Here is a 21,539-nt window from a genome sequence, read left to right on the forward strand (position 1 = left end):
GAAGTGAGTGAACCGCGGTCCGCCCCCACGGTGGGGCAGGTCGTCCTCGGCAAACGCCTGCAGGATCTGCGGGAGCGCGCCGGTCTCAGACGCGAGGAAGCGGCGAAGGTGCTCCGCGTCGCCCCCGGCACCATCCGCAGGATGGAGACCGCCGAGGTCGCGCTGAAGATCCCCTACGTCCAACTGCTGCTCGGCGCCTACGGAATCGGCGACGAAGAGGCACGAGGCTTCGTGGAACTGGCCGAAGAGGCCAACAAACCCGGCTGGTGGCAACGTTTCCATGACGTCCTGCCGGGCTGGTTCAGCATGTACGTCAGCCTGGAGGGTGCCGCAAGCCTCATCCGTGCGTATGAACCGCACTTCGTGCCCGGTCTGCTGCAGACCGAGGAGTACGCCAGAGCGATCATGCTCGGCGGGGCGATCGGACACACCGACCCGGAGGACATCGAACGGCACGTGGCGCTGCGCATGGAGCGCCAGTCCCTGCTGACCCGGCCGGACGCCCCGAGACTCTGGGTGATCATGGACGAGACGGTGCTCCGCCGTCCCGTCGGCGGGCCGGGTGTGATGAAGGGCCAGATCGAGCGGCTGCTCGACGATGCCCGGCTGCCGAACGTCACCCTGCAGATCGCCGAGTTCTCGGCCGGCCACCACCCAGGCACGTACGGGCCGTTCGTCCTCTTCCGGTTCGCCGTGCCCGAGCTCCCGGACATGGTCTACAGCGAGTACCTGACCGGAGCCGTCTATCTCGACGCGCGTCCCGAGGTCGCCACGCACCTCGAGGTCATGGACCGCATGGCGGCACAGGCCGCGACCGTACAACGCACGAAGGAGATCCTCGACGATCTCCGCAAGGAGCTGTGAATGGACCGCATATACAACGGCATGCCCGCCGCGGAGCTGGGCGAGGACGGCTGGCACAAACCCTGGAGCGGCGGCAACGGCGGCAACTGCTTCGAGGCCATGAAGCTGGCCGACGGAAGGGTCGCCGTGCGCCAGTCCGCCGATCCCGACGGACCCGCCCTGATCTACACCTCCGGCGAGATCGAGGCGTTCATAGAGGGAGCGAAGGCCGGCAAGGCGGACTTCCTGGTCAACTGACCTGCTGCCGCGGGGGCAGCAGCGTCACCAGGAAACTCTTCGCGCCGGACACGTTCCCGGCCGAGTCGATCGTCCGGTACTCGATCGTGTGGGTGCCGTAGTCGGGCGTGGCGTCGTCCCACGGGACCACCCGGGGAGTGCCGAGCTTGCCGTACACCAGATCGTCGATCACCGTGCCCCGCGGAGTGAAGCGGTAGGGCGCGTCGGCGTCGGTCGGCCAGCCGTAGTACGTCTGCCAGCCGTCGCCGTCGACCCGGAACTCGCTCACCACATGGCCCTCGCGGTCGTCGCGGGCGGTCAGCCCCATCGTGAACGGACCGTCGTACACGTACTCCACGGGCCGGCCCGGCCTGCGGACCGTGCGCAGCGGCTCCGACAGTTCGTACGAGCCCTTCGCCGCCGACGCGTCCACGGTCCAGGTCAGCGAGGCGGCCGTGCCCGGGATGCGCGCCGTCAGCTCGTGGGAGCCGGGCCGCAGGCGCAACGCGCCCAGGTCCAGGTCCCGGTCGTTGCCCGGGTCGGTCACCGGCCTTCCGTCGAGCGTCCAGCGCACCGCGAGGCGGCGATCCGCCGGGTGGGTGGTGTCCGCGTGCACGACCGACTCCGCTCCGACCGGAGAACCGGTGGGCGTGTGGCCGGTGAACGCGGGCTCCACCTTGTCCGGGGGAGTGGTCACGGAGGTGTCGACGGTCCAGCTCACGGTACGGGTCAGCGCGGATGACCCGCGGATCGCCGGGTCGCGCACGAACGGCGTGGGGTCCGTGACGGTCGCCGTCAGCGTGTGCGTGCCCGGCCGCATGCCGATGCGGCGCAGATCGACGAAGCGCGCGTCACCCGCCCCGTGAAGCCGCCGGCCGTCCAGCCGCCAGACGACGTCGAGCGCGCCGCCGACCGGATGCAGCGTGTCCACCCACACCGTGCGGTCGTCACCGACGGCGGCGGAGTTCGGCGTGTGGTCGGCGACGAGGTTCACCTTGGCGGAGATCTTCTGCACCATGATCTCCCGTTCGACCTGGTCGAAGGGATAGCCGAGGGTCTTCATCATCGAGTGGCTGCTCGGCCGCCACACGCCCTTGGTGCTGTACATGCCGCCCTCGTGACGGCCGATCACCCCGCCCGACACGCTCTCCTCGCCGAGCCAGCGCCACCACTTGGCCTTCTGCTGCCTCATCCGGTCCTCGGTGAGCAGCGTGTGGTGCGCGGAGGCCGGTTCACCGCCGGAGTACGTGCCGCCCGGCACGCCCCTGGTGTAGTAGTCGTACTCGTCCTGCAGCCTTCCCAGCGAGTGCCCGATCTCGTGCGGCGTGATCAGGGACGACAGCGCGTTGCCGCCGGACGCGGTGGCGTACGTGCCGCCCGCGCCGCCGTACGTGTCGCTGTTGGCCAGAGCCACGATCTGCCGGTTGCCGCTCACGGTGCCGGGTACCAGGTCGGCGAGCGCGGAGGCCGCGCCGCTGTCCACGGTGAGCAGCCGCTGCACGCTGCCGGGATCGCAGCCGCCCCAGAAGCCCATGTCCAGGGGCGTGTCCCGGCGCGGGGCGTCGAGGCCCGGATCGCAGTCGACGCCGGACTCGGCGGAGGGCAGTTCGACGGCCCACACGTTGATGTACGAGCGGTACGACGCGAACGGCTCCGTCGACCAGAGCACGTTCATGTGCTTCTCGACGTCCGCCCGGAAGGCGGGCATCTCCTCCGCCGTGTACCCGTCGCCGAGCACCACGAGATTGAACCGCTTCTCCGCCGGCCCCGTCGTCTGCACGGGCACGACGGCCGCCGCCTCGGTGACATCCGCTTCGGCGCCCGCCGAAGGGGTCGCCGTACCCAGGACGAAAGCGGTCAGGACGGCGCCCGCGGTGGCGAACAGCGCCGCCCGGCGGCTGGACGAACCGGCTGAGGTCATGGTGATGCAGCGTACGACCACCATCAACGGTGAGTAAAGAGGAGGGAGTTGACCGTGTGATCCGAGGGGGACGGGAGTCGCAGGGGACGGTTGCCGGGAGTGATCGACCCGAGGACGCGTGCCTCGCGGGCTCCGGTGCACGCCGGCACCGTGCCGGCCAGCCCGTGCACGGTCAGGAAACCGAGCACCGCGAAGGCGTACGCCTCCTTCGCCGCGGCCGGCACCCCCAGCTCGTCCGACGTGCGCAGCGGGGTCCGGCCCAGCTCGGCGCGGAGCGCCGCCATCAGCGCCGGGTTGCGCGTACCTCCGCCCGACGCGACGACCTCGCTCACCTTCAGCGGCCGGAGCGCGTCCGCGACGGTCCGCGCGGTCAGCAGGGTGAGCGTCGCGACGACGTCCGACGGCTGGGGTCCGCCCAGCCCGGCCAGCGCGGCGCTCAGACGACCCGCGTGGAAGAGCTCCTTGCCCGTGGTCTTCGGAGGCGGCAGCCGGTAGTACGGCTCCGCCAGCAGCCGCTCCAGCAGCGGCTCGTGCACCCGTCCCGCCGCCGCGAGCGCGCCGTCCTCGTCGTACGCGAGCCGGCCACCCGTCAGTTGCACGACCGCCGCGTCGATCAGCGCGTTCGCCGGGCCCGTGTCGAAGGCGACCGGGTCGCCCGGCCCGCCCGCCACTGTGACATTGGCGATCCCGCCCAGGTTGAGCGCCGCAGGCACCCCCGGCCGGCCGCGCAGCCACAGCAGATCCACCAGACTCACCAGCGGCGCGCCCTGACCGCCCGCCGCGACGTCCCGCGGCCGGAAGTCCGACACCACCGGGCGGCCCGTCGCCTCCGCGATCCACGCGGGCTGCCCCAGCTGCAGCGTGCCGTGCACCCGGCCCTCCTCGGCCCAGTGATACACCGTCTGCCCGTGCGAAGCCGTCAACTCGGCGCGACCCGCGCACAGTTCCCGGTCCGCCCGCACGGCGGCCGCCGCGAACGCCTGCCCGATGCAGGTGTCGAGGCGGCACACCTCGGCCAGTGTGGTCGTCGCGGGCGGCAGCGCACCGGCCAGCGCCGCCCGCAGCCCCTCGCCGTACCTCTCGCTGATCATGCCGAGGGGGGTCACGGACAGCGTGCCGTCCTCGAGGACGATGTCGGCGGCCGCCGCGTCGATCGCGTCGTACGACGTCCCCGACATCAGCCCCACGACCCTCACCGCAGCGCCCTGCGATGGTCGTCGCCGCGCAGCGTCAGCAGAGCGAACACGCTGACCGCGCAGGTCGCGGCCGCGTAGTAGGCGGGAATGTCGACGTCGTTCGTGCGCTTGACCAGTTCGGTGATGACGAGCCCCGCGCATCCGGAGAAGACGGCGTTCGACAGCGAGTACGCGAGACCCAGACCCGTGCAGCGGACCGAGGTCGGGAACATCTCGGCGAGCATCGCGGGCCCCGGCCCCGCCAGCAGACCCACCACCGCACCGGCGGCGAAGACGGCGAGCCCCTTGACGGCCGTCGGAGTACCGCCGTCCTGCAGGAGGTTCATCAGCGGCAGCGACAGAAGCACGACGAGGACCGCGCCGGTCAGCATCACCGTGCGCCGGCCGACCCGGTCGCTCACCAGACCGGCCGGGATGATCGACGCCGCGAAGCCCAGGTTCGCCAGCACGGTGGCGACCAGCGCCTCCTGGAACGAGGCGTTCAGGGCGGACTGCAGATACGAGGGCAGCACCACCAGGAACGTGTAGCCCGCCGCGGCCCAGCCCATGATGCGTCCCGCTCCCAGCAGGATCGCCCGGACCACCTCCGCGGTGGGCGGCGGGGCGGCCGGCTCGGCGTCCGCCTCGCGGAAGACGGGCGTCTCCTCGAGCCGCAGCCGCAGCCACAGGGCGACGCCGCCGAGCGGCAGGGTCAGCAGGAACGGCAGCCGCCATCCCCAGTCGTTCAGCGCCCCCGCGGAGAGCACGGTCGCCAGCAGCGCCGCCACCCCCGCGCCGCCGAGGAGCCCGAGCGCCACGGTGAACGACTGCCACGCCCCGTACAGGCCACGTCTGCCGGGCGGCGCGAACTCCGTCATCAGCGACACGGCACCGCCGAACTCCCCTCCGGCGGACAGGCCCTGGAGAATCCGCAGCAGGGTGAGCAGCCACGGGGCGGCGGCACCCACCGTGGCGTACGTGGGCAGCAGACCGATCAGCGCGGTGGCCAGCGTCATCAGAGTGATGACCAGGATCAGCGTCGGCCGCCGCCCGATCCGGTCACCGACACGGCCGAACAGCGCGGCGCCGATCGGCCGGAAGAAGAATGCGAGCGCGAACGACGCGTACGTCTTCACCAGGGCCTCGACGTCGCTGCCGCCCTCCGGCGTGAAGAAGTTCGCGGCGATGATCGTGGCGAAGTACCCGTAGACACCGAACTCGTACCACTCGACGAAGTTGCCGACCGAACCGGCCAGCAGCGCGCGGCGGGAGCGGACGGGTGAGGCCTCTGACCGTGCGGCGGAAGTCGTCATCACTCATTCCTGCCCACCGCGACACGCCCGGACGCACCGATCCGCTCCACGGCGGGCCCCGCGGCGTCCGGTGCGTCCCCGCCGCGCGAGCGGCGCGTGATCCAGCCGGTGAACACCGCGACGGCCGCGAGCGCGTAGGCGGTCGTGCCCACCGTCCCCCCGTCGGCGTCCAGGTGCACGGACACGTACTTGGCCGCTCCCGCCGCCGCGACGCCGAGCCACTCCCACCGGCCGTCGAGCGCGACCAGCGCCACCAGCAGCAGCGCGTACCACGAGTACCCGGGCGTCATCAGCAGGAACGCCGTACCGGTCACCGACAACGCTCCCCGCCAGGGGCGTTCCGGGTCACCGCGCCACAGCACATGCGCCACGACGGCCACGATCACCACCACCGCGGCGGGCAGCGCCCACGCGTCGGGCAGCACCAGCCTCAGCAGCGCGTACCGGTTGCGGGCCGACGGGTCGTCGTACCCCTCCTCCGCCGTGTAGCCGCTCAGATACCCGAGCACGGACCCGTCCGACAGTAGGATGTGCGGCAGGTACGTCAGCGCCACGACCGCAGCCGCGGGCAGCAGCACAGCCGCCGCGTCCCGCCACCGCCGCACCCCCGAGAGCACCCCCGGCAGCACCACCGCCGGCAGCAGTTTCGTGGCGACCGCCGCGCCGAGCAGCACACCCCCCTCGAAGCGCGCACGGACCACCACGGCGAGCCCGACGACCGCCGGCAGCACCCCGAGCACGTCCACATGCGCGTTGTTCACCGCTTCCAGCGGCACGGCGGGGCACCACGCCCAGTAGGCGGCCGTCCGCGGGTCGCCGCGCCGGCGCAGCACCAGTACCAGGGCCACCGTGGTGCCCACCGCCAGCAGTGCCCCGCCCGTCTGCAGGGCCTTGTGCCGCACGCCGTCCGGCGACACGGCGTGCACCACCAGGAAGTACCCCTGAGCGACCGGCGGATAGATCGTGTGGACACCCGGCCGGTTGATCCGGGTGCAGTGCGCCTCGCCCTCCGGCCCCGCGATCCGGGCCCGCTCGGGCACCTCGCACCCGGCGCCCCGCGGGAACAGCCAGTCGTCGCGGAGACCGGCGAGCTCCGGATCGGAGGGCGCGTGGTCGTACGGGGAGATCCCCTCGGCCTGCACCCTGCCGTCCCAGGCGTACCGGTACATGTCGGTGCTGGTGCGCGGCGGGCCGAGCAGCCCGGTCGCGGCGACCGCGACACCACCCGCCAGGATCAGCACCACCGCGTGCCGCACCGGAGCCCGGCGGAGGGCGAACACCGCCGCGGCGAACAACGCCCAGCAGGCGGCGTACAACCAGGAGAGGCCACCGGGATCGGTGACGTAGCCGTCCTTGAGGACGGTGACGGCGAGCACCGCGGTCAGGGCCGTGAGCAGGCCGCCGGCGATGAGTGAGCGCGAGTTGATCACGGCGCCAGCCTGTCAGCAGCCACGGTCCGAGCGGGGGAGCGGCCCTCTGACGTCAGCGTTCCGTAAGGTGTCGAATCCCCCTGCCGGACGCCCCGCGGCGGTCTGATGGAGGACATGAGGACCAGGAGGATCGGACCACCGATCAACGTCCGGCCGCCGACTGCGCGGGGCGTGGGGGCGGCGCGGCAACCGGCGGGCAGGCGGGCCGCGTCAGGCGGTGCCGTACGGGCGGGGGGTTCAGGCCGCGCCGTACGGGCGGTCGCGACGGGCGTCGCGCAGCACCGAACCCCACCAGAGCAACTGGTCGAGCATCGTCTTCGCGGCGCCGCCGGGGCCCTCGGGGTCGATGAGCGTGCCGTCGGGTGCGAACAGCTCGTAGTAGCGGGGGAACGAGACCACGTCGCGCACCGTGTGTGCGTGCAACTCGCCGAATACTTGGCGCAGTTGCTCGATGGCGAGCAGACCGCCGCTGCCGCCGCTGTACCCGACGAAGCCGATCGGCTTCGCCTGCCACTCCGTGTAGTGCCAGTCGATGGCGGCCTTCAGCGACGCCGGGAAACTGCGGTTGTAGTCCGGTGTCACCACCACGATCGCGTCGGCGGCCGCGATCGAGCGGGTCAGTCCCGCCATCTGTGCGGGCCGGTCCATCTCCGGCTGCAGTGCCGGGGGCAGCGGCGGCAGGTCCAGCGGCAGCGGGGTGTCCGCCAGATCGACCGGATCAACCGTGAACTGGCCGTGCAGTTCGGCCTGTTCGGTGAACCACCGGGTGACCACCGGCCCGAAGCGGCCCTGCCTGACACTGCCGGTGATCACTGCGAGGCGGAGGTTCTTCTCGGACATGTACGCACTCCACTTCAAACGAGTGGCGGCCCTGGCGCGGTGCCGCTCGGCCTCCAATCTGCCGCCGGGACCAGGGCCGAGGGAGACCGGGCCGAGACTGGTAGTGGCAGGGCCACGATCCGGTCGCGCCGGGCTGTTACGTTCGAACGGTGAGCGACAACGAACTGGGCCTGTTCCTGCGCACGCGCCGCGAGGCCGTCTCGCCCGCGGATGTCGGGCTGCCCGCCGGCCCCCGCCGTCGTACACCGGGCCTGCGCCGGTCGGAACTGGCGACCCTGGCCGGCGTGAGCGTCGAGTACGTGACCCGGCTCGAACAGGGCCGGGACCGGCGGCCCTCCGCGTCCGTGCTCTCCGCGCTGGCCGACGCGCTGCGGCTCACGCCGGGCGAACGCATCCACATGCACCGGCTGACGAAGGCCGGCGACGGACAGTTCAACTGCATGGGGGCGGCCGCCCCCATGCGCGACGTCCGCCCCACCGTGCTGGCCCTGCTCGACCGGCTCGAGCCCACCCCCGCGGTGCTGGTCAACAGGGTCGGTGAACTGCTCGCCTGGACACAGGGGTACGAGCGGCTGGCCCGGCCCCTCGGCCTGCTCGACGGCACCCCGCCCAACCTGGCCCGCTTCGTGCTCACCGACGAACGTGCGCGTGCGGTCTACCCCGACTGGGAGCGCGTCGCCGACGAACAGGTCGTCTCCCTCAAACAGGGACCGTTCCGCTCCGACCCGCACATCGCGGCGCTGGCGGACGAACTGACCGTCACGGCGGGCGCTGCCTTCACCGACCGGGTGGAGACGCTGCCGGGCCTGCCGCGACCGAGCGGCGTGACACGGGTGTCGCACCCGCAGGCGGGCGAACTGCGGCTCGACTACGAGACGCTGGACCTCCCGGCGGACGACGACCAGCGCCTGCTGATCCACCTGCCGGCGGACGCGTCGACGTCCGCGGCGCTCGACGCGCTGGCGGGTCGGCGGCCGGGAGCCCTGCGGGCGGTCCCGGCCGGGTGACGCCGCCCCGGCGCGCAGGCCCGAGGTCCGGCCGCGCGCCCCGGCGGTGGCGGTGTGCCGGACGCGCGCCCCCGGCCCGATCAGGACGGGAGGCCTCAGCGGTCCGGGAGCCGGGACACGACCAGCAGCAGCGTCCCGGTGAGGAACAGGCCGGCACACGCCGCGAGGAGTGCCTTCAGCGTCTGTCCGACAGGAGCGAAGGCCAAGAGGGCGGCGAAGGAGCCCAGACCGCTGCCCGTCAGGATCTGACCGACCCCATGAGGAACGGGCCGCACGACGTTCGCACGCTCCCAGGGATGAATCCAGCCGGTGAGCAGCTCGACCACCCCGCTCCCCGCCACGGCCATGCCGACCGCGAAGAACACCCCCCACGCCACGTACTGCATCCCGCCTCCCGGCAGGCATCGTCGCACACGAGGAGGCCGAGGACCGGGCCCCGGCAAGGAGACCGCCGGCCGCGTCTGCCGACTGCCGGGGCTCTCGTGAACGGACGGAACAAACGCCGCGCCCCCGATGTACGTGTCAGCCCTGCGGCGCGCCGCTTCCGCCGGTCGCGGCGGACGGCTCGGCGTCGAAGTCCCAGGAGCCACGCTTGAACGCCGGCCGGAAGTCGGGGTGGTCCTCCCAGTGCCGGGCGAGACCGACGAGCTGGTCCCAGTTGAGCGCCAGCGTCTGGTCGATGACGCGCCGCAACTCGACGTCCGCCGTGGCGCGCTGCTCGCAGATCCCGTTCACGGCTCCCGCGCCGGAGATCGTGCCGCGCAGCGCGCGAAGGGCACGGGAGGTGTCGTCCATGCCGAAGCCGTGGTCGCTGCCGTTCTCGGGATCGAAGAGGGGCCGGAGGCGGTCCTCGAGGAACGAGACGATCTCCGTAAAGTGCTGCTGGTCCATCACGGCTCCATTTCCGTCCCGCCGCCGTCGGACCGGCGAGCAGGGTGATCCATTCGTCTCCCCGCGCGCTGCCACTGCCTGGTGCCGCCGCGGGACCAAGGTCATTGTCCGGTATCCCGTCTCCTCGTTCGTGCCCGCACCCGGCCGACGTGCCGGCCGGGGAGAGCGACAGCCGGGCCGCCGGACAGCCGGGCCGCCGGGCTGCTGGACAGCCGGGCCGCCGGACAGCAGTGAGCCGGCGAGCCGGCCGGCCAGTGATCAGCGGGGCAGCCGGCGAGCCGGTCCGCCGACCGGCTCGCCCGCCGCCCCGTGGCTCCCGATGCACCCCAGTGCCACGAACCGCCGCGCCCCCACCTCCCACGCGTCCCGCAGGGACCACCCCGCCGCGCCCGCGTACCGCAGCAGTGCCTCCGGCCCCACCCGTGCCCACGGGAACGCCGTGCCCTGCGCCGCGATGCCGTCGAACACCCGGACCCGGACGCGCTCGTCCACGTCGGGCGGCGCGGTCTCCGCGAGCAGCACACCGTCGGGGGCGACGAGCCGGGCGACACGGGCGAGCAGTGCGCGCGGGTCCCCGCCGATGCCGACGTTGCCGTCCATCAGCAGCGCCGTGTTCCAGTGGCCCTCTCTCGGCAGCGGATCGAACACCGACCGGCGCAGGGCGCTGCCGCCGGTGCGTATCGTGCGGGCCACGGCCTCCGGGCTCACGTCGATGCCGAGCGCGGTCCGGCCGCGTGCGGCGAGCGCCGCGACGAGGCGGCCGGGGCCGCAGCCGATGTCCAGAACCGCGCCGTGGCTGCGCGACAGGACGGTTCGGTCGGCGGCGTCCGGCTCCGCGCACCAGCGTTCCACCTCCAGCGGCAGCAGCCGGCCGTCGGTCCGGCGCAGGAAGAGCGGGCCGCGGCCGGTGCGCAGGGCGTCGGTGTACGGGTCGGCCTGCCAGGCCGGTGGCGCGGTCATCGGGCCCCGGCCGCGGACATGCCGGCCAGCGCCGCGGCGAACCGGCTGCCCGGCGCGGCAGCGGCCACCGCACGGGCGTCGTCCGGCGTGTCCACGTCCCGCAGCCCCGGCAGTTCACGCACCGCGAGCCCGGCCCCGGCCAGCCGCCGCCGTTGTGCGGCACCCGTGTCCGGCGACGACATGGGCACTCCACGCACCAGCCGGCCGTCCGGTTCCGCCAGCCCCAGCGCCCAGAACCCGCCGTCGTCCGCCGGGCCGAACGCCGCCGTTCCGGGGGCCAGTTCCAGGCCCTGGAGCAGCAGTGCGGGTGTGACCTGCGGTGTGTCCATGCCGATGAGCAGGGCGGGGCCCGTGCACAGCCCGAAGGCGTCCGCCAGCCGCTCGTCCAGCCCGCCCCCGCCCTGCGGCACGACGTCGACACCGGCCGGCAGCCACGCCCCGGGTTCGCCGTCGAGCACCAGGACCCGGCGACCCGCCGGTGTGGCGAGCACCGCGTCGAGGGTGTCCCGCAGCGCGGCCTCCGCAAGGGCGGCGGCCTCCTCGGGCGTGTGGACGGGAGTGAGACGGGTCTTCACCCGGCCGGGCACCGGCGCCTTGGCGATCACCAGCAGCGTTCCGTTCACCGGGCATCACCGCCGACCAGGGAGCGAGGCTGTTCCGAGAGCACCGAGCTCATGTCCCGTACGGCCTGCCAGGTGCCCCGCCAGGTGCCCGTGACCTTCGACTTCCCGGACCTCGGCAGATACGGGACGTCCACCTCCGTCACCCGCATACCCGCGTCACAGGCCCGGACCACCATCTGGAGCGGGTAGCCGCTGCGGCGGTCGGTCAGGTCGAGCGCCAGCAGGTCGGCGCGGCGTGCCGCACGCATGGGGCCGAGGTCGTGCAGCCGCAGACCGGTGCGGCGGCGCAGCATGACGGAGAGTGCCGCGTTCCCGGCTCGTGCGTGCGCGGGCCACACGCCGCGGCTCTGCGGACGCCGCCTGCCCAGCACCATGTCCGAGCCGCCGGTCGCCACTTCGCGGACGAACCCGGTCAGCAGGCCGGGATCCAGCGACGCGTCGCAGTCGCAGAAGCAGACGTACTCCGCCTCCGCCGCGTTCAGCCCGGCGTGGCACGCCGCACCGAAGCCCCGTCGCGGTTCGTCGACGACGTGCGCCCCCAGCGAGCGGGCGATCTCGGCGGAGCCGTCGGTCGAGCCGTTGTCGACGACGATCGCCCGCCAGCCGGCCGGGATGCGGGCGAGCACCCATGGCAGTGCCCGCGCCTCGTCCAGACAGGGAAGCACGATGTCCGCGCTCAGCATGCCGCTCCCCGCAGGTCGCTCGTCGCGAACTCGGCCATGCCCTCGGCGAATCCGACCTGGACCTTCCAGCCCAGCTCGGCGCACAGACGTGCGGAGTCCGCGGTGATGTGCCGTACGTCGCCGAGCCGGAACCCGCCGGTCACCACCGGCGCGGGCCCGCCGTGCGCGCGGGTCAGGGCGGTCGCCATCTCGCCGACGGTGTGCGGCGTACCGCTTCCCGTGTTGTACGCGGTCAGCGCACCCGGCGCCCGCCCGTGCACGGCCTCCAGCGCGATCGCGTTCGCCTCGGCCACGTCCCGGACATGGACGAAGTCCCGGCGCTGGCCGCCGTCTTCGAAGACCCGCGGAGCCTCGCCGCGTTCCAGCGCGGACCGGAAGAAGGACGCCACGCCCGCGTAAGGGGTGTCGCGCGGCATTCCCGGCCCGTACACGTTGTGGTAGCGAAGGGCGACGGCCCGTCCGCCGGTCGACCGGGCCCAGGCCGCCGTCAGATGCTCCTGCGCGAGCTTGGTCGCGGCGTAGACGTTGCGCGGGTCCGCCGGGGCGTCCTCACCGACGAGACCGGGGGCGAGTTCCTCGCCGCAGGCGGGGCACCGCGGTTCGAAGCATCCTGCCTCCAGGTCGGACGCGGCACGCGGCCCGGGACGCACCGCGCCGTGGCGCCGGCAGTCGTAGCGGCCCTCGCCGTACACGACCATCGAACCGGCGAGCACCAGGTCAGCGACCCCTGCCTCCGCCATCGCCGCGAGCAGCACGGCCGTGCCGTGGTCGTTGCAGCTGACGTAGCCGGGAGCGTCGGAGAAGTCCGTGGCCAGGCCGACCATCGCCGCCTGGTGGCAGACGGCGTCCACGCCGCGCAGCGCGTGCACCACCGCGGCCTTGTCCCGGACGTCCGCGTGGATCCACTCGGCTTCCGGCAGTCGCGGGGGCCGGGGATGGACTGCGGGAAGGAGGGCGTCGAGCACGACCGGGTCATGGCCGTGCGCGATGAGCGCCGTGACGATCTGCGAGCCGATGAAGCCCGCGCCACCTGTGACGAGTACACGCATGCCCGCGACGCTACGACGGGACGGCCCGCTGATCGCCGGTCCGCGCCGTGGCGTCACAGGTACGTAAGGAGTGGGCTGCTCCGCGAAGGTGAACGGACCCTGGGCGGCGGGGCGTTTCGTCCGCAGCGGAGGACCGCACCGTGCGCGGCCGAGGACCGCACCGTGCGTACGGTGTGGAGCGGCTCACTACACTTCCGGAATGACGCCGTAGATGTTGGACAGCCCTGACGCTGAACGGGGAAGGACCCGTCGTGGGCCGCTACGGCGGTCCCCTGCTGCTTCCGCCCGGTGCCCCGGCGCCCGAGTTCCCCTTTGTCGCCTCGCTCAACTGCGCGGACCTGCCCGGCCCGGCGATTCGACCGGGCCGAGGTCACGATGTTCTGGAACCCGTGAGCCGAACCCACTGCCCGCGGACACCGGAAGGCGGGCGCCCCGGGGCCGGGCTTCGCTGCGACAAGCGAGAAGCGAGAAGCGACACGTCACCGCAGCCCGGAACCACCGGCACAGCCCTCAGGCACGATCCAGGTACGCGAGGCCCGGGTGCTCGGCCAGGTAACCGTCGACGAGACGGCGGGCGGTGCTCACCGAGTCGACCAGCGGATGCAGTGCGAACGCCTTCACCGCTCCCGACCGGGAACCGCTCTGGGACGCGGCCAGCACCTCGCGCTCGACGGCCTTGACCGCGGTGACGAGCCCGACCGCGTGGTACGGCAGCGGATCGACCGTCACCGGATGCGCGCCGTTCGCGTCGACGAAGCAGGGGACCTCGATCACGGCGTCCGCGTCCAGCACGGCGAGGGTGCCGCGGTTGCGGACGTTGAGGATCAGGGTGGTGCGCTCGTCGCGGGCGACGGCGCGCATCAGGGCGAGCGCCACCTTCTCGTACCCGCCGGACTCCAGGTCGTCCTCGTCGCGCTCGCCGACGCCCGCCGCCTCGCGGTTCGCTGCCATGTAGGTGGCCTCGCGCTCGGCGAGCGTGCGGTGCCAGGTCGCCAGGGCAGGCGTGCCCGGACGCTCCATCTCGTCGTAGAAACCGGCCTGCTGGTCTCGGAGGAAGGCGCCGCGGGTCTGTTTCGCCTCCTGGTAGGCGCGGACCGTCTCGCGGTTGAAGTAGTAGTAGTGCAGATACTCGTTCGGTACCGCGCCCAGCGACCGCAGCCACTCGGGGCCGAACAGCCTGCCCTCCTCGAACGAGGCCAGTGCCTCGGAGTCGGCGAGCAGCCGGGGCAGTTGGTCGCGCCCGGCGACGCGCAGGCCGCGCAGCCAGCCGAGATGGTTGAGGCCCACGTAGTCGATCCACGCCGTGGCCGGATCCGCGCCGAGCACCTTGGCCACCCGGCGGCCGAGGCCCACCGGCGAGTCGCAGATGCCGATGACCCGGTCGCCGAGCACCCGGCTCATCGCCTCCGTGACCAGGCCGGCCGGGTTGGTGAAGTTGATGACCCAGGCGTCGGGCGCGAGCGCGGCGACCCGGCGGGCGATGTCCACGGCCACCGGCACCGTGCGCAGCCCGTAGGCGATGCCGCCGGCGCCGACCGTCTCCTGCCCGAGTACGCCCTCGGCGAGCGCGACCCGCTCGTCCGCCGCCCGGCCCTCGAGACCGCCCACCCGGATCGCGGAGAACACGAAGTCGGCACCGCGCACGGCCTTGTCCAGGTCCCGTGTCACCACGACTTCCGGCGCGTCGGGATACGGGGCGGCCTGCTCCGCCAGCACCCGCGCCACAGCGTCCAGTCGGCCCGCGTCCACGTCGTGCAGGGTGACGCGGGTGACCCGGCCCTCCGCGTGGTCGCCGAGGAGCGCCCCGTACACGAGGGGCACCCGGAATCCGCCGCCGCCGAGAATGGTGAGCTTCATGCCCGTACGCTACTCGGCGGCCACGGGGTACCGGCGGATCAGCCGAGGTCGAACGCGCTGCGACCGCCCCTCGCGTCGCCCGGCACGTCCATGCTTCTTGCCTTGCCGCCGAGAACGGCACCTCCGACGCCGGCGGCCCTGCCATGAAGGTGCGCCGCGAGGAATGTGAAGAGCCGGAGCGTGCGCTGCCCGAGCGATCCATCCGGTGCCCTTACCGGGGGTGACTTCCGCATCCGGCGCTGGGGCACACGGAGATCCCTCGCGACTCGGAAGCCACGCGTACGCCCTCTCGTCGCGATGGCTGGAAAATGAAGCCATGTCCCGACGAACCAGACGCACCAAAGGCAACACGGCCCCCGCCGTCACCACCGACTCCCCCTGCCCCTGCGGGCTGCCCGCCACCTACGGCGAGTGCTGCGGCAGGTTCCACAACGGGGAGGAGTCCGCGCCCACCGCCGAGTCGCTGATGCGGTCCCGCTACAGCGCCTTCGCCGTCGGGGACGCCGCCTACCTGCTGCACACCTGGCACTCGTCGACGAAGCCGCGGCACCTGGAACTCGACCCGGGCATGCAGTGGACCTCGCTCGAGATCATCGCCACCACGGACGGCAGCGCCTTCCACACCACCGGCACCGTGACCTTCCGCGCCCGCTACCGCCATCACGGCAAGCGCGGCGCGCTGCACGAGCACAGCAACTTCGAGCGCCAGAAGGGCGCCTGGGTGTACGTCGACGGCGAGTTCATCGAGTGAACCGGCTGGTGCGGACGGACCCGCACACACCACGGCCCCGGTCGGCCGGAAGGCGCGACCGGGGCCGGGATGCCCGTCAGCAGGGCCCTGTCGCACTCACGCGGGCCAGGTGCCGGTCAGCCGCTTGACCGCCGTGGCGCCGCCGCGCTCGACCACCGCCTTGACCAGGGCGAAGATCGCGCCCTGCACGGTCGCGGCGATCAGCACCTCGCCCCAGCCCCGGTCCTCGTCGGTCGCGTCGGGAGCGTCGTCGTCGTGACCGAGCTTCTTCCACACCTGGCCGAAGACCGCCCCGGCCAGCGCACCTCCCGCCGCTCCCAGAGCGAAACCGGTCGGCTTGTAAAGGATCTTCGAAGTCTTCATCGCCGCCTCCTGCGCTTCACCAGCATCAGCAGCAGGAGCGCCACCGCGGCGCCCGCGACCAGCTTCGGGTTCCCGCGCGCCTTCTCGGTCGCCTGGTGTGCGGTGTCCTGCACGGACGGCGGGGTCTTCTCCCGCAGCCTGTCGCCCACCGTCGCCGCGGTGGCGGCGAGCTGCTCCTTCGCCTCGGCGGCCTTCACGACCGCCTGTTCCCTGGCGTCGGCCGCGGTCTGCTTCGCCCGGCTCCTGACATCGGCCTTGGCCGCCAGCGCCTCGACCGTACGGCCCAGGTCCTCGCGGGTCTCCTCGACCTGGGCGCGCAACTCCGCCGGGGAGGGGGCTCCGGGCTCGGTGTTGCTGCTGTGGGACGGATTGCTCATCGATGTGCCCTTTCCTTGATCTCCCGCACGTCGCGGCCGACGCTCTCGATCGCCTGCTCGGGCTTGGGCGGGGTGGCCTGCCTGATGTTCTTCCGCCCGGCGGCGGCGAGCACGGCGGCGATCACGAACAGCACCGCCGTCACGATCAGCGCGGCTGCCCACCAGGGCAGCACGAGCGCCAGCGCGATGATCGCCGTGGCTGTCAGCGCCTGAAGGGCGAGGGCCGCGATCAGGCCCGCGCCGCCGAAGAGGCCGCCGCCCGCGCCGAGACGTTTCCCCTTCTCGGACATCTCGGCCGTTGCCAGCCGCATCTCCTCGCGCACCAGCTCGGAGATCTGCTGCGACGCCCGGCTCACCAGGTCTCCGACCGACTCGTCCGGGGTGCTGCGGTGGGTGTGGGTCATGGACGTTCACCACCTTGCGGATTCATTCGCTCCGGTTACCCGGGGGTCCGGGTTCCAATCGGCGGCCACGGGAAACGGGCGCGGCAGCGGCCCTGCTCCTGACGAAGGAACAGGACCGCTGCCCCGTCCGGAACGGCCGCCTGTACGGCACCGCACCACCGTGTCCGCCGAACCCGCCGAGTACCCGGCTCCGGCCACGCGTAACACCCGGTCCCGGCGTTCCTCGCGGCTCGCACCCCCGTGGTCGTCACGCCCGGTCCCGGCGTTCCTCGTGGCTCGCACCCCCGCCGTCGTCACTCGTCCGGAGCGGGTGCTTGTGTGCCGCAGCTGGGGCCGGGCGTGGGGTGGGCCCTGCCAGGGGTCGAACCGGTCCCGCCCAGGGGGGCGCGATGCGCCCGTGCGGAGCCGCGGCACGGACCTGTCTGTGGACCGGACCGGTCCGAGTCGAGGGCGCTCAGCGCCGTACCCCCGGCGCCCCGCGCCGACTTGACCGGGACCGGGCCGGCGGCGCGCGGAGGGCGCCCCGCGCCCCCCGCGGTGAGGCCGCGTCAGCGGATGTGGCGGCCCGAGATCGCCCGTGCGATCACCAGGCGCTGGATCTCGCTCGTCCCCTCGAAGATCGTGTAGATCTTGCTGTCGCGGTACATCCGCTCCACGGGGTGCTCCCGGCTGTAGCCCGCGCCGCCGAGGATCTGCACGGCCTTCTCCGTGGCGCTGACCGCCAGTTCTCCCGCCCGCAACTTGGCCATGGAGCCCTGTCCGGCGTCGAACTCCTCCCCGTTCCGCGCCATCCAGGCCGCCTGCCAGATCAGCAGCCGTACGGCCTCGATCTCGGTGCGCATGTCCGCCAGGGCGAAAGCGATCGACTGGTTCTCGATGATCGGGCGGCCGAACGCCTCGCGCTCGCCGGCGTACTCGAGGGCGTACTCGTAGGCGGCGCGGGCGATGCCGAGCGCCTGGGCGCCGACGGTCGGGCGGCTGACCTCGAAGGTGGCCATCGCGGCCTGCCCCTTGGCCCTGCCGCCCTCACGGGCGCGCGCGAGCCGGGCGTCGAGCTTCTCCTTGCCGCCGAGCAGGCAGCTGCCCGGGACCCGGACGTCGTCCAGGAAGACGTCCGCGGTGTGCGAGGCGCGCAGCCCGAGCTTCCTGATCTTCTTGGAGCCGTCGAGGCCCTTCGTGCGCGGGGGCACGATGAAGGCGGCCTGTCCGCGCGCACCGAGGTCCGCGTCGACGGACGCGACGACGACATGCACGTCGGCGATCCCGCCGTTGGTGATCCAGGCCTTCTGGCCGCTGATCACCCACTCGTCCCTGGCCTCGTCGTAGCGGGCGCGGGTACGCATGCCGGAGACGTCGGAGCCGGCCTGGGGCTCGGAGACGCAGAAGGCCGCGAGCCGGGGGTCCGCCTCGTCCCCGAAGCACTGCGGGACCCACTCGGCGAGCTGGTCGGGCGTGCCGGACGAGAAGATGCCGGCGACGGCGAGTGACGTGCCGAAGAGCGCCATGCCGATACCGGCGTCACCCCAGAACAGTTCCTCGTTGGCGATCTGCAGCGACAGTCCGCTGGGGTCGCCGAACATGTCGGCGAGCGACTCGAAACCGTACAGCCCGATCTTCGCGGCCTCCTGGATCACCGGCCAGGGGGTCTCCTCGCGTTCGTCCCACTCGGACGCGGCGGGCCGCACGACCTCGGCCGCGAACCCGTGGACCCAGTCCCGCAGGTCGCGCTGCTCCTCGGTGAGCCGGAGGGAGAAGTAGGACATGGCGATCAGGCCTTCGGGATGTCGAAGTAGCGGGTCAGCCCGGAGGCGAGCACGACATCGCCGGCGACCTTGAGTTTGCGCATCATGAACATCGTCACCGGGTTGGCGTTTCCGGACACCAGCTTGAGGAACTCGGCGTCGGCCATCACGAGCGTGGTACGGGGCTCGGCGTCGGAGCGGCCCTCGGTGACCGTGCAGGTCCCGCCGGCGATGGCGGTCTCGAAGATCTCCTCGCTCTCGCCGGTGATCTTCCACCGGATGAGGGCTTCCAGGGTTCCGGCACTCTCCGGGCGGAACTGCTGCCGCATCCGTGCGAAGACCTCGCTGAGTACGCGCCGGCGCAGTTCGCCCTGCATGACCCGGTCGATCTCCTTGCCGGAGAGACCCTTCACGATCTTGGCGAATTCCTCCGGCGACACCGTCGAGAAGTCCAGGCCGTCCAGCTCACTGCTGATCCCGTCTGCCACAGCACTTCCTTACTCTGGAGTAAACTTACTTCTGAGTAAGGTAAACGAGAGGCCGCCCCTCGACAAGAGGGACGGCCTTGGTGTGAAGGGTGGGCGGGCGGTTCGGTCAGTACCCGCGGCGCGGCCCGACGGTGAGCCGGGGGTCGTAGGCTGCAAGGACCTTGTTGGCCCGCGCGAGCGCGGACAGCGCGTGCTCCCTCTCCGCCCGGTCCTCCGTGCGCAGCGGCCCGCGGAACAGGCTCACCTCGCTCGCGGCGCACTCGGCCTCGATCTCGGCCTGCAGGATGTGATTCGGCATGCAGGAACCGATCATCACCGCGACACGGTCGGGGATCGGGACCGGGACGAGGGGGGAGGCGATCACGTGAAGTCCTTCTCTACCGTCACGGGTCACCCCGCTGATTTCTCGTTGTGCGGAGAAACCTCCCCCGCGGACTGGAACGGCCGAGGTTCGTCGGCCTCCCGCTCGCCCGGAGGAGCCGCCCGGGAGGACGTCGTCGTACGAGAGGCACGCGCCACGTCTTCCGCCGGGCCGTCCGCCTCCGGCCGCCCCGCCGACACACCTTACGCGAACGCCGCCGAAGCACCCGAATCGGTGGTTCGGCGGCGCGGAGGTGACACCGGCGGCCGGCCCGGTCGCCGCCGGGCGGGCCGCATGCCTCCTGCGGGGCTGCGGGGGCCGCGACGCAGGTCAAGTCGTCGAGTGGAGGCGCGCGGTCACGCGGGGCGCGCCCCCGGCGCACGGCACGGAGACGAAGGCGGCGGCCGGTTTCCGGGCCCTCGGCGATGGGCCGGTGGTGAGACTTGCCACACTCCGCCGCGACGGGCGGCGTGTCCTGGATCTTTCAACGGTCCGTGGGCTCCTGGATCCGAGGACCGTGTGCGCGGCCGGCCCGGATCACCAGGACGAGCCGTTGCGGCGCTCCCGCAGATGCATCGCACGGAGCACTCCCTCGGTGGCGAACCGACCCTGTGGATCATTGAGTTGATCACCGAAGATGGATTCCAGACTGCGCAGCCGGTAGCGGACCGTCTGAGGGTGCACATCGAGCAGTTCGCCCATCTGGGCGGCGGTGCCCCGGGTTCCGAGCCAGATGCGCAGGGTTTCGATCAGCCGGCTCCGCCGGGTGGGTGTCAGCCCGGCGAGAGGAGCGAGTTCGCGCTCCGCGAGCTGGTCGAGGAGGGCGGGATCGGAGAGCAGCCACAGTGTGAGCATGTGGTCCGAACAGAAGGCGACCGGTGTGTCGTCCACGACACCCGAGTCGATGAGTTCGAGGAGCCGGCGGGCCCAGCGGAGCGAGTCTGCGGCGCCGGCGGTCGGTACGGTCAGTCCCACGGCAGCCCGGTGATCGGCCAGTGCGGCCTCCAGGCGGTGTCTTCGCCGGCCGTCGAAGGGGCCGGGGACGAGTAAGTGGGGGTGCGGACCGTCGAGTTCGGCGAGGACATCGTTGTCGAGATCCGTTCCGGCCAAATCCGGTGAGCTGCGTAAGGCGACCAGGGTGAGCTGTTCGGGCAGCGGCCACCGCGCCTGCTCGGACAGCTCCGTGATCGCCGACCGCGGCACGGGCGGCCCGGCCATGACGAGGTGCAGCAGTCTGCGCCGTACGGCCGTGTCGTGTTCGACCGCCTTCGCCTGCACCTCCAGATAGCCCTCCTTGGTGAGGGCTTCCAGCTCGTCGACGTAGGCGAACAGGGCGTCGGCGAAACTCAGCATCAGGGTGGGGGAGAGGTTGTACCTCCGGCCGACCCGCTTGGCTCGACGCAGGGCCACGCGTGCGCCGAGCCGGTATGCCCCGTGGAGGGAGTCCAGGCTGCGTCCCTCGTAGGCCTCGAAGCGGCCGAAGCGGCGCAGCATCTCGTCGCGCAGTGGCGAGGGCGCGGACGGCGAGGCGACCTGGTCGACGAAGACGGAGATGTTCTGCTCGACGCCGATCTGGATCGCCTGACCCTGCGGTCCCTTGAGGAGCCGCCCGTACTCGGGGAACGCGCGGGTCACCTCCAGGCCGATCTCCTGTATCAGGCTGGGCAGTTCGGGTCTGATGATCGCGGCGAACTCCTGCGGCAGCGGGCCCAGCGGCTCTCCGGCGTCCGAAGGCTGGGTCACCCTTCTCGACATGGATCTCTCCCCTCGTTCTCCGGTGGCTGTCCGGTGGAGGGCGGGGCTGTGGGGGAAGCGCTCCCACGGACCGACGGTCGTGACAAGTTGGTGGGGTGCTGAACATAGACCAGAGCAGCCCGCCTGCACAGCAGTTGGGACAGGGCGCGCACCGGGAGCGGTGAAGCCCGCAGGGGTGGCGGGCGGCGCACCATTACCTGACGGGTGCTCACTTGACGACAAGAAACCGGGTTGGCGTGTGCCGCCGGAGACAAGAAAATACCCGCTGGTAGGGGCCTTGCGGGAATCTGGCGAACCGGTATTGCGCGACTGGTTACCCGCTCGTAGCGTCACTCTCCGAAAGCAGCGCGAGCGGGTGGCCAGCAGAATTCGACCCGCGTCCCCACCCCACGGCCTGACGGTCGTGCGGGAGGTCCCCCCCACAGTGCGCGTCCCACGAAAGAGCCGCAGTCCCTCTTCGGTCTGTGCG

Annotated in this window: 23 protein-coding genes; 4 read left to right on the forward strand and 19 right to left on the reverse strand. The window is 72.3% G+C overall.

All coding sequences use genetic code 11. From position 1 onward, the window contains the following. The first annotated feature begins 3 nt into the window (after positions 1 to 3). Both ACFYV1_RS05210 and ACFYV1_RS05215 read left to right on the forward strand, forming a co-directional pair. On the forward strand, positions 4 to 864 hold the full coding sequence (locus ACFYV1_RS05210) for a helix-turn-helix domain-containing protein (RefSeq protein ID WP_389393981.1): 861 nt from the start codon (positions 4 to 6) through the stop codon (positions 862 to 864). Next, positions 865 to 1,101 carry a DUF397 domain-containing protein gene (locus ACFYV1_RS05215; RefSeq protein WP_389393982.1) on the forward strand — a complete coding sequence of 79 codons (237 nt, stop codon included), beginning with the start codon at positions 865 to 867 and terminating at the stop codon, positions 1,099 to 1,101. On the opposite strand, the gene ACFYV1_RS05220 is transcribed toward ACFYV1_RS05215, so the two are convergent. From ACFYV1_RS05220 to ACFYV1_RS05240, 5 genes are all read right to left on the reverse strand, one after another. Beyond that, positions 1,094 to 3,001 (reverse strand): M64 family metallopeptidase, encoded by a 1,908-nt coding sequence (locus ACFYV1_RS05220; protein WP_389393983.1) that lies wholly within the window; start codon positions 2,999 to 3,001, stop codon positions 1,094 to 1,096. The two genes, ACFYV1_RS05215 and ACFYV1_RS05220, sit on opposite strands and share 8 nt — an antisense overlap. 23 nt (positions 3,002 to 3,024) lie before the next feature. Then, on the reverse strand, positions 3,025 to 4,197 hold the full coding sequence (locus ACFYV1_RS05225) for an anhydro-N-acetylmuramic acid kinase (protein WP_389393984.1): 1,173 nt from the start codon (positions 4,195 to 4,197) through the stop codon (positions 3,025 to 3,027). Continuing rightward, the gene (locus ACFYV1_RS05230; RefSeq protein WP_389393985.1) at positions 4,194 to 5,489 is read right to left on the reverse strand and encodes an MFS transporter; all 1,296 of its coding nucleotides are present in this window, start codon (positions 5,487 to 5,489) and stop codon (positions 4,194 to 4,196) included. Before ACFYV1_RS05230 ends, ACFYV1_RS05225 begins: the two co-directional genes overlap by 4 nt. Further along, positions 5,489 to 6,919 (reverse strand): glycosyltransferase 87 family protein, encoded by a 1,431-nt coding sequence (locus ACFYV1_RS05235; protein ID WP_389393986.1) that lies wholly within the window; start codon positions 6,917 to 6,919, stop codon positions 5,489 to 5,491. The genes ACFYV1_RS05230 and ACFYV1_RS05235 overlap by 1 nt, the downstream gene beginning before the upstream one ends. 237 nt (positions 6,920 to 7,156) lie before the next feature. Next, complete coding sequence (locus ACFYV1_RS05240) at positions 7,157 to 7,759, reverse strand: NADPH-dependent FMN reductase (protein ID WP_389393987.1); 603 nt, start codon at positions 7,757 to 7,759, stop codon at positions 7,157 to 7,159. Positions 7,760 to 7,908: 149 nt separating this feature from the next. Here ACFYV1_RS05240 and ACFYV1_RS05245 point away from each other — a divergent pair, with 149 nt between their 5' ends. Further along, a complete protein-coding gene (locus ACFYV1_RS05245) occupies positions 7,909 to 8,766 on the forward strand; it encodes a helix-turn-helix domain-containing protein (RefSeq protein WP_389393988.1) in 858 nt (285 codons plus the stop codon). Between the two features lie 95 nt (positions 8,767 to 8,861). On the opposite strand, the gene ACFYV1_RS05250 is transcribed toward ACFYV1_RS05245, so the two are convergent. The 7 genes from ACFYV1_RS05250 to ACFYV1_RS05280 all read right to left on the reverse strand — a co-directional run bounded on the left by ACFYV1_RS05250 (position 8,862) and on the right by ACFYV1_RS05280 (position 14,829). Then, on the reverse strand, positions 8,862 to 9,152 hold the full coding sequence (locus ACFYV1_RS05250) for a hypothetical protein (protein ID WP_389393989.1): 291 nt from the start codon (positions 9,150 to 9,152) through the stop codon (positions 8,862 to 8,864). A 136-nt stretch (positions 9,153 to 9,288) separates the two neighbouring features. Beyond that, positions 9,289 to 9,657, reverse strand: coding sequence for a hypothetical protein (locus ACFYV1_RS05255; protein WP_389393990.1), 369 nt, complete (start codon positions 9,655 to 9,657; stop codon positions 9,289 to 9,291). Between the two features lie 258 nt (positions 9,658 to 9,915). Next, positions 9,916 to 10,617: a class I SAM-dependent methyltransferase gene (locus ACFYV1_RS05260; RefSeq protein ID WP_389393991.1), complete on the reverse strand. Its 702-nt coding sequence runs from the start codon at positions 10,615 to 10,617 to the stop codon at positions 9,916 to 9,918. Further along, complete coding sequence (locus ACFYV1_RS05265; RefSeq protein WP_389393992.1) at positions 10,614 to 11,240, reverse strand: DUF2064 domain-containing protein; 627 nt, start codon at positions 11,238 to 11,240, stop codon at positions 10,614 to 10,616. Before ACFYV1_RS05265 ends, ACFYV1_RS05260 begins: the two co-directional genes overlap by 4 nt. Beyond that, entirely contained in the window at positions 11,237 to 11,923 is a 687-nt protein-coding gene (locus ACFYV1_RS05270) for a glycosyltransferase family 2 protein (protein ID WP_389393993.1), read from the reverse strand. Before ACFYV1_RS05270 ends, ACFYV1_RS05265 begins: the two co-directional genes overlap by 4 nt. After that, entirely contained in the window at positions 11,917 to 12,972 is a 1,056-nt protein-coding gene (locus tag ACFYV1_RS05275; protein ID WP_389393994.1) for an NAD-dependent epimerase/dehydratase family protein, read from the reverse strand. The genes ACFYV1_RS05270 and ACFYV1_RS05275 overlap by 7 nt, the downstream gene beginning before the upstream one ends. Positions 12,973 to 13,482: 510 nt before the next feature. Further along, positions 13,483 to 14,829, reverse strand: coding sequence for a 6-phospho-beta-glucosidase (locus ACFYV1_RS05280; RefSeq protein ID WP_389393995.1), 1,347 nt, complete (start codon positions 14,827 to 14,829; stop codon positions 13,483 to 13,485). Positions 14,830 to 15,145: 316 nt separating this feature from the next. Here ACFYV1_RS05280 and ACFYV1_RS05285 point away from each other — a divergent pair, with 316 nt between their 5' ends. Continuing rightward, a complete protein-coding gene (locus ACFYV1_RS05285; protein WP_389393996.1) occupies positions 15,146 to 15,580 on the forward strand; it encodes a YchJ family protein in 435 nt (144 codons plus the stop codon). A 96-nt stretch (positions 15,581 to 15,676) separates the two neighbouring features. Here the strand turns inward: ACFYV1_RS05285 and ACFYV1_RS05290 are convergent, their stop codons facing one another. The 7 genes from ACFYV1_RS05290 to ACFYV1_RS05320 form a co-directional block, all read right to left on the reverse strand. Continuing rightward, entirely contained in the window at positions 15,677 to 15,943 is a 267-nt protein-coding gene (locus ACFYV1_RS05290) for a DUF4235 domain-containing protein (protein WP_389393997.1), read from the reverse strand. After that, positions 15,940 to 16,320: a DUF3618 domain-containing protein gene (locus tag ACFYV1_RS05295; RefSeq protein ID WP_389393998.1), complete on the reverse strand. Its 381-nt coding sequence runs from the start codon at positions 16,318 to 16,320 to the stop codon at positions 15,940 to 15,942. Before ACFYV1_RS05295 ends, ACFYV1_RS05290 begins: the two co-directional genes overlap by 4 nt. Next, positions 16,317 to 16,724, reverse strand: coding sequence for a phage holin family protein (locus ACFYV1_RS05300; protein WP_389393999.1), 408 nt, complete (start codon positions 16,722 to 16,724; stop codon positions 16,317 to 16,319). Before ACFYV1_RS05300 ends, ACFYV1_RS05295 begins: the two co-directional genes overlap by 4 nt. Positions 16,725 to 17,272: 548 nt before the next feature. Then, positions 17,273 to 18,487 (reverse strand): acyl-CoA dehydrogenase family protein, encoded by a 1,215-nt coding sequence (locus tag ACFYV1_RS05305; protein WP_389394000.1) that lies wholly within the window; start codon positions 18,485 to 18,487, stop codon positions 17,273 to 17,275. Between the two features lie 5 nt (positions 18,488 to 18,492). Further along, positions 18,493 to 18,954: an SCP2 sterol-binding domain-containing protein gene (locus ACFYV1_RS05310; RefSeq protein ID WP_389394001.1), complete on the reverse strand. Its 462-nt coding sequence runs from the start codon at positions 18,952 to 18,954 to the stop codon at positions 18,493 to 18,495. A gap of 106 nt (positions 18,955 to 19,060) precedes the next feature. After that, on the reverse strand, positions 19,061 to 19,267 hold the full coding sequence (locus ACFYV1_RS05315) for a hypothetical protein (protein ID WP_389394574.1): 207 nt from the start codon (positions 19,265 to 19,267) through the stop codon (positions 19,061 to 19,063). Positions 19,268 to 19,852: 585 nt separating this feature from the next. After that, the gene (locus ACFYV1_RS05320) at positions 19,853 to 21,070 is read right to left on the reverse strand and encodes a helix-turn-helix domain-containing protein (protein WP_389394002.1); all 1,218 of its coding nucleotides are present in this window, start codon (positions 21,068 to 21,070) and stop codon (positions 19,853 to 19,855) included. Between the last annotated feature and the right edge of the window lie 469 nt (positions 21,071 to 21,539).

It is taken from the genome of Streptomyces sp. NPDC003023, from assembly GCF_042888225.1.
Lineage (GTDB): Bacteria > Actinomycetota > Actinomycetes > Streptomycetales > Streptomycetaceae > Streptomyces.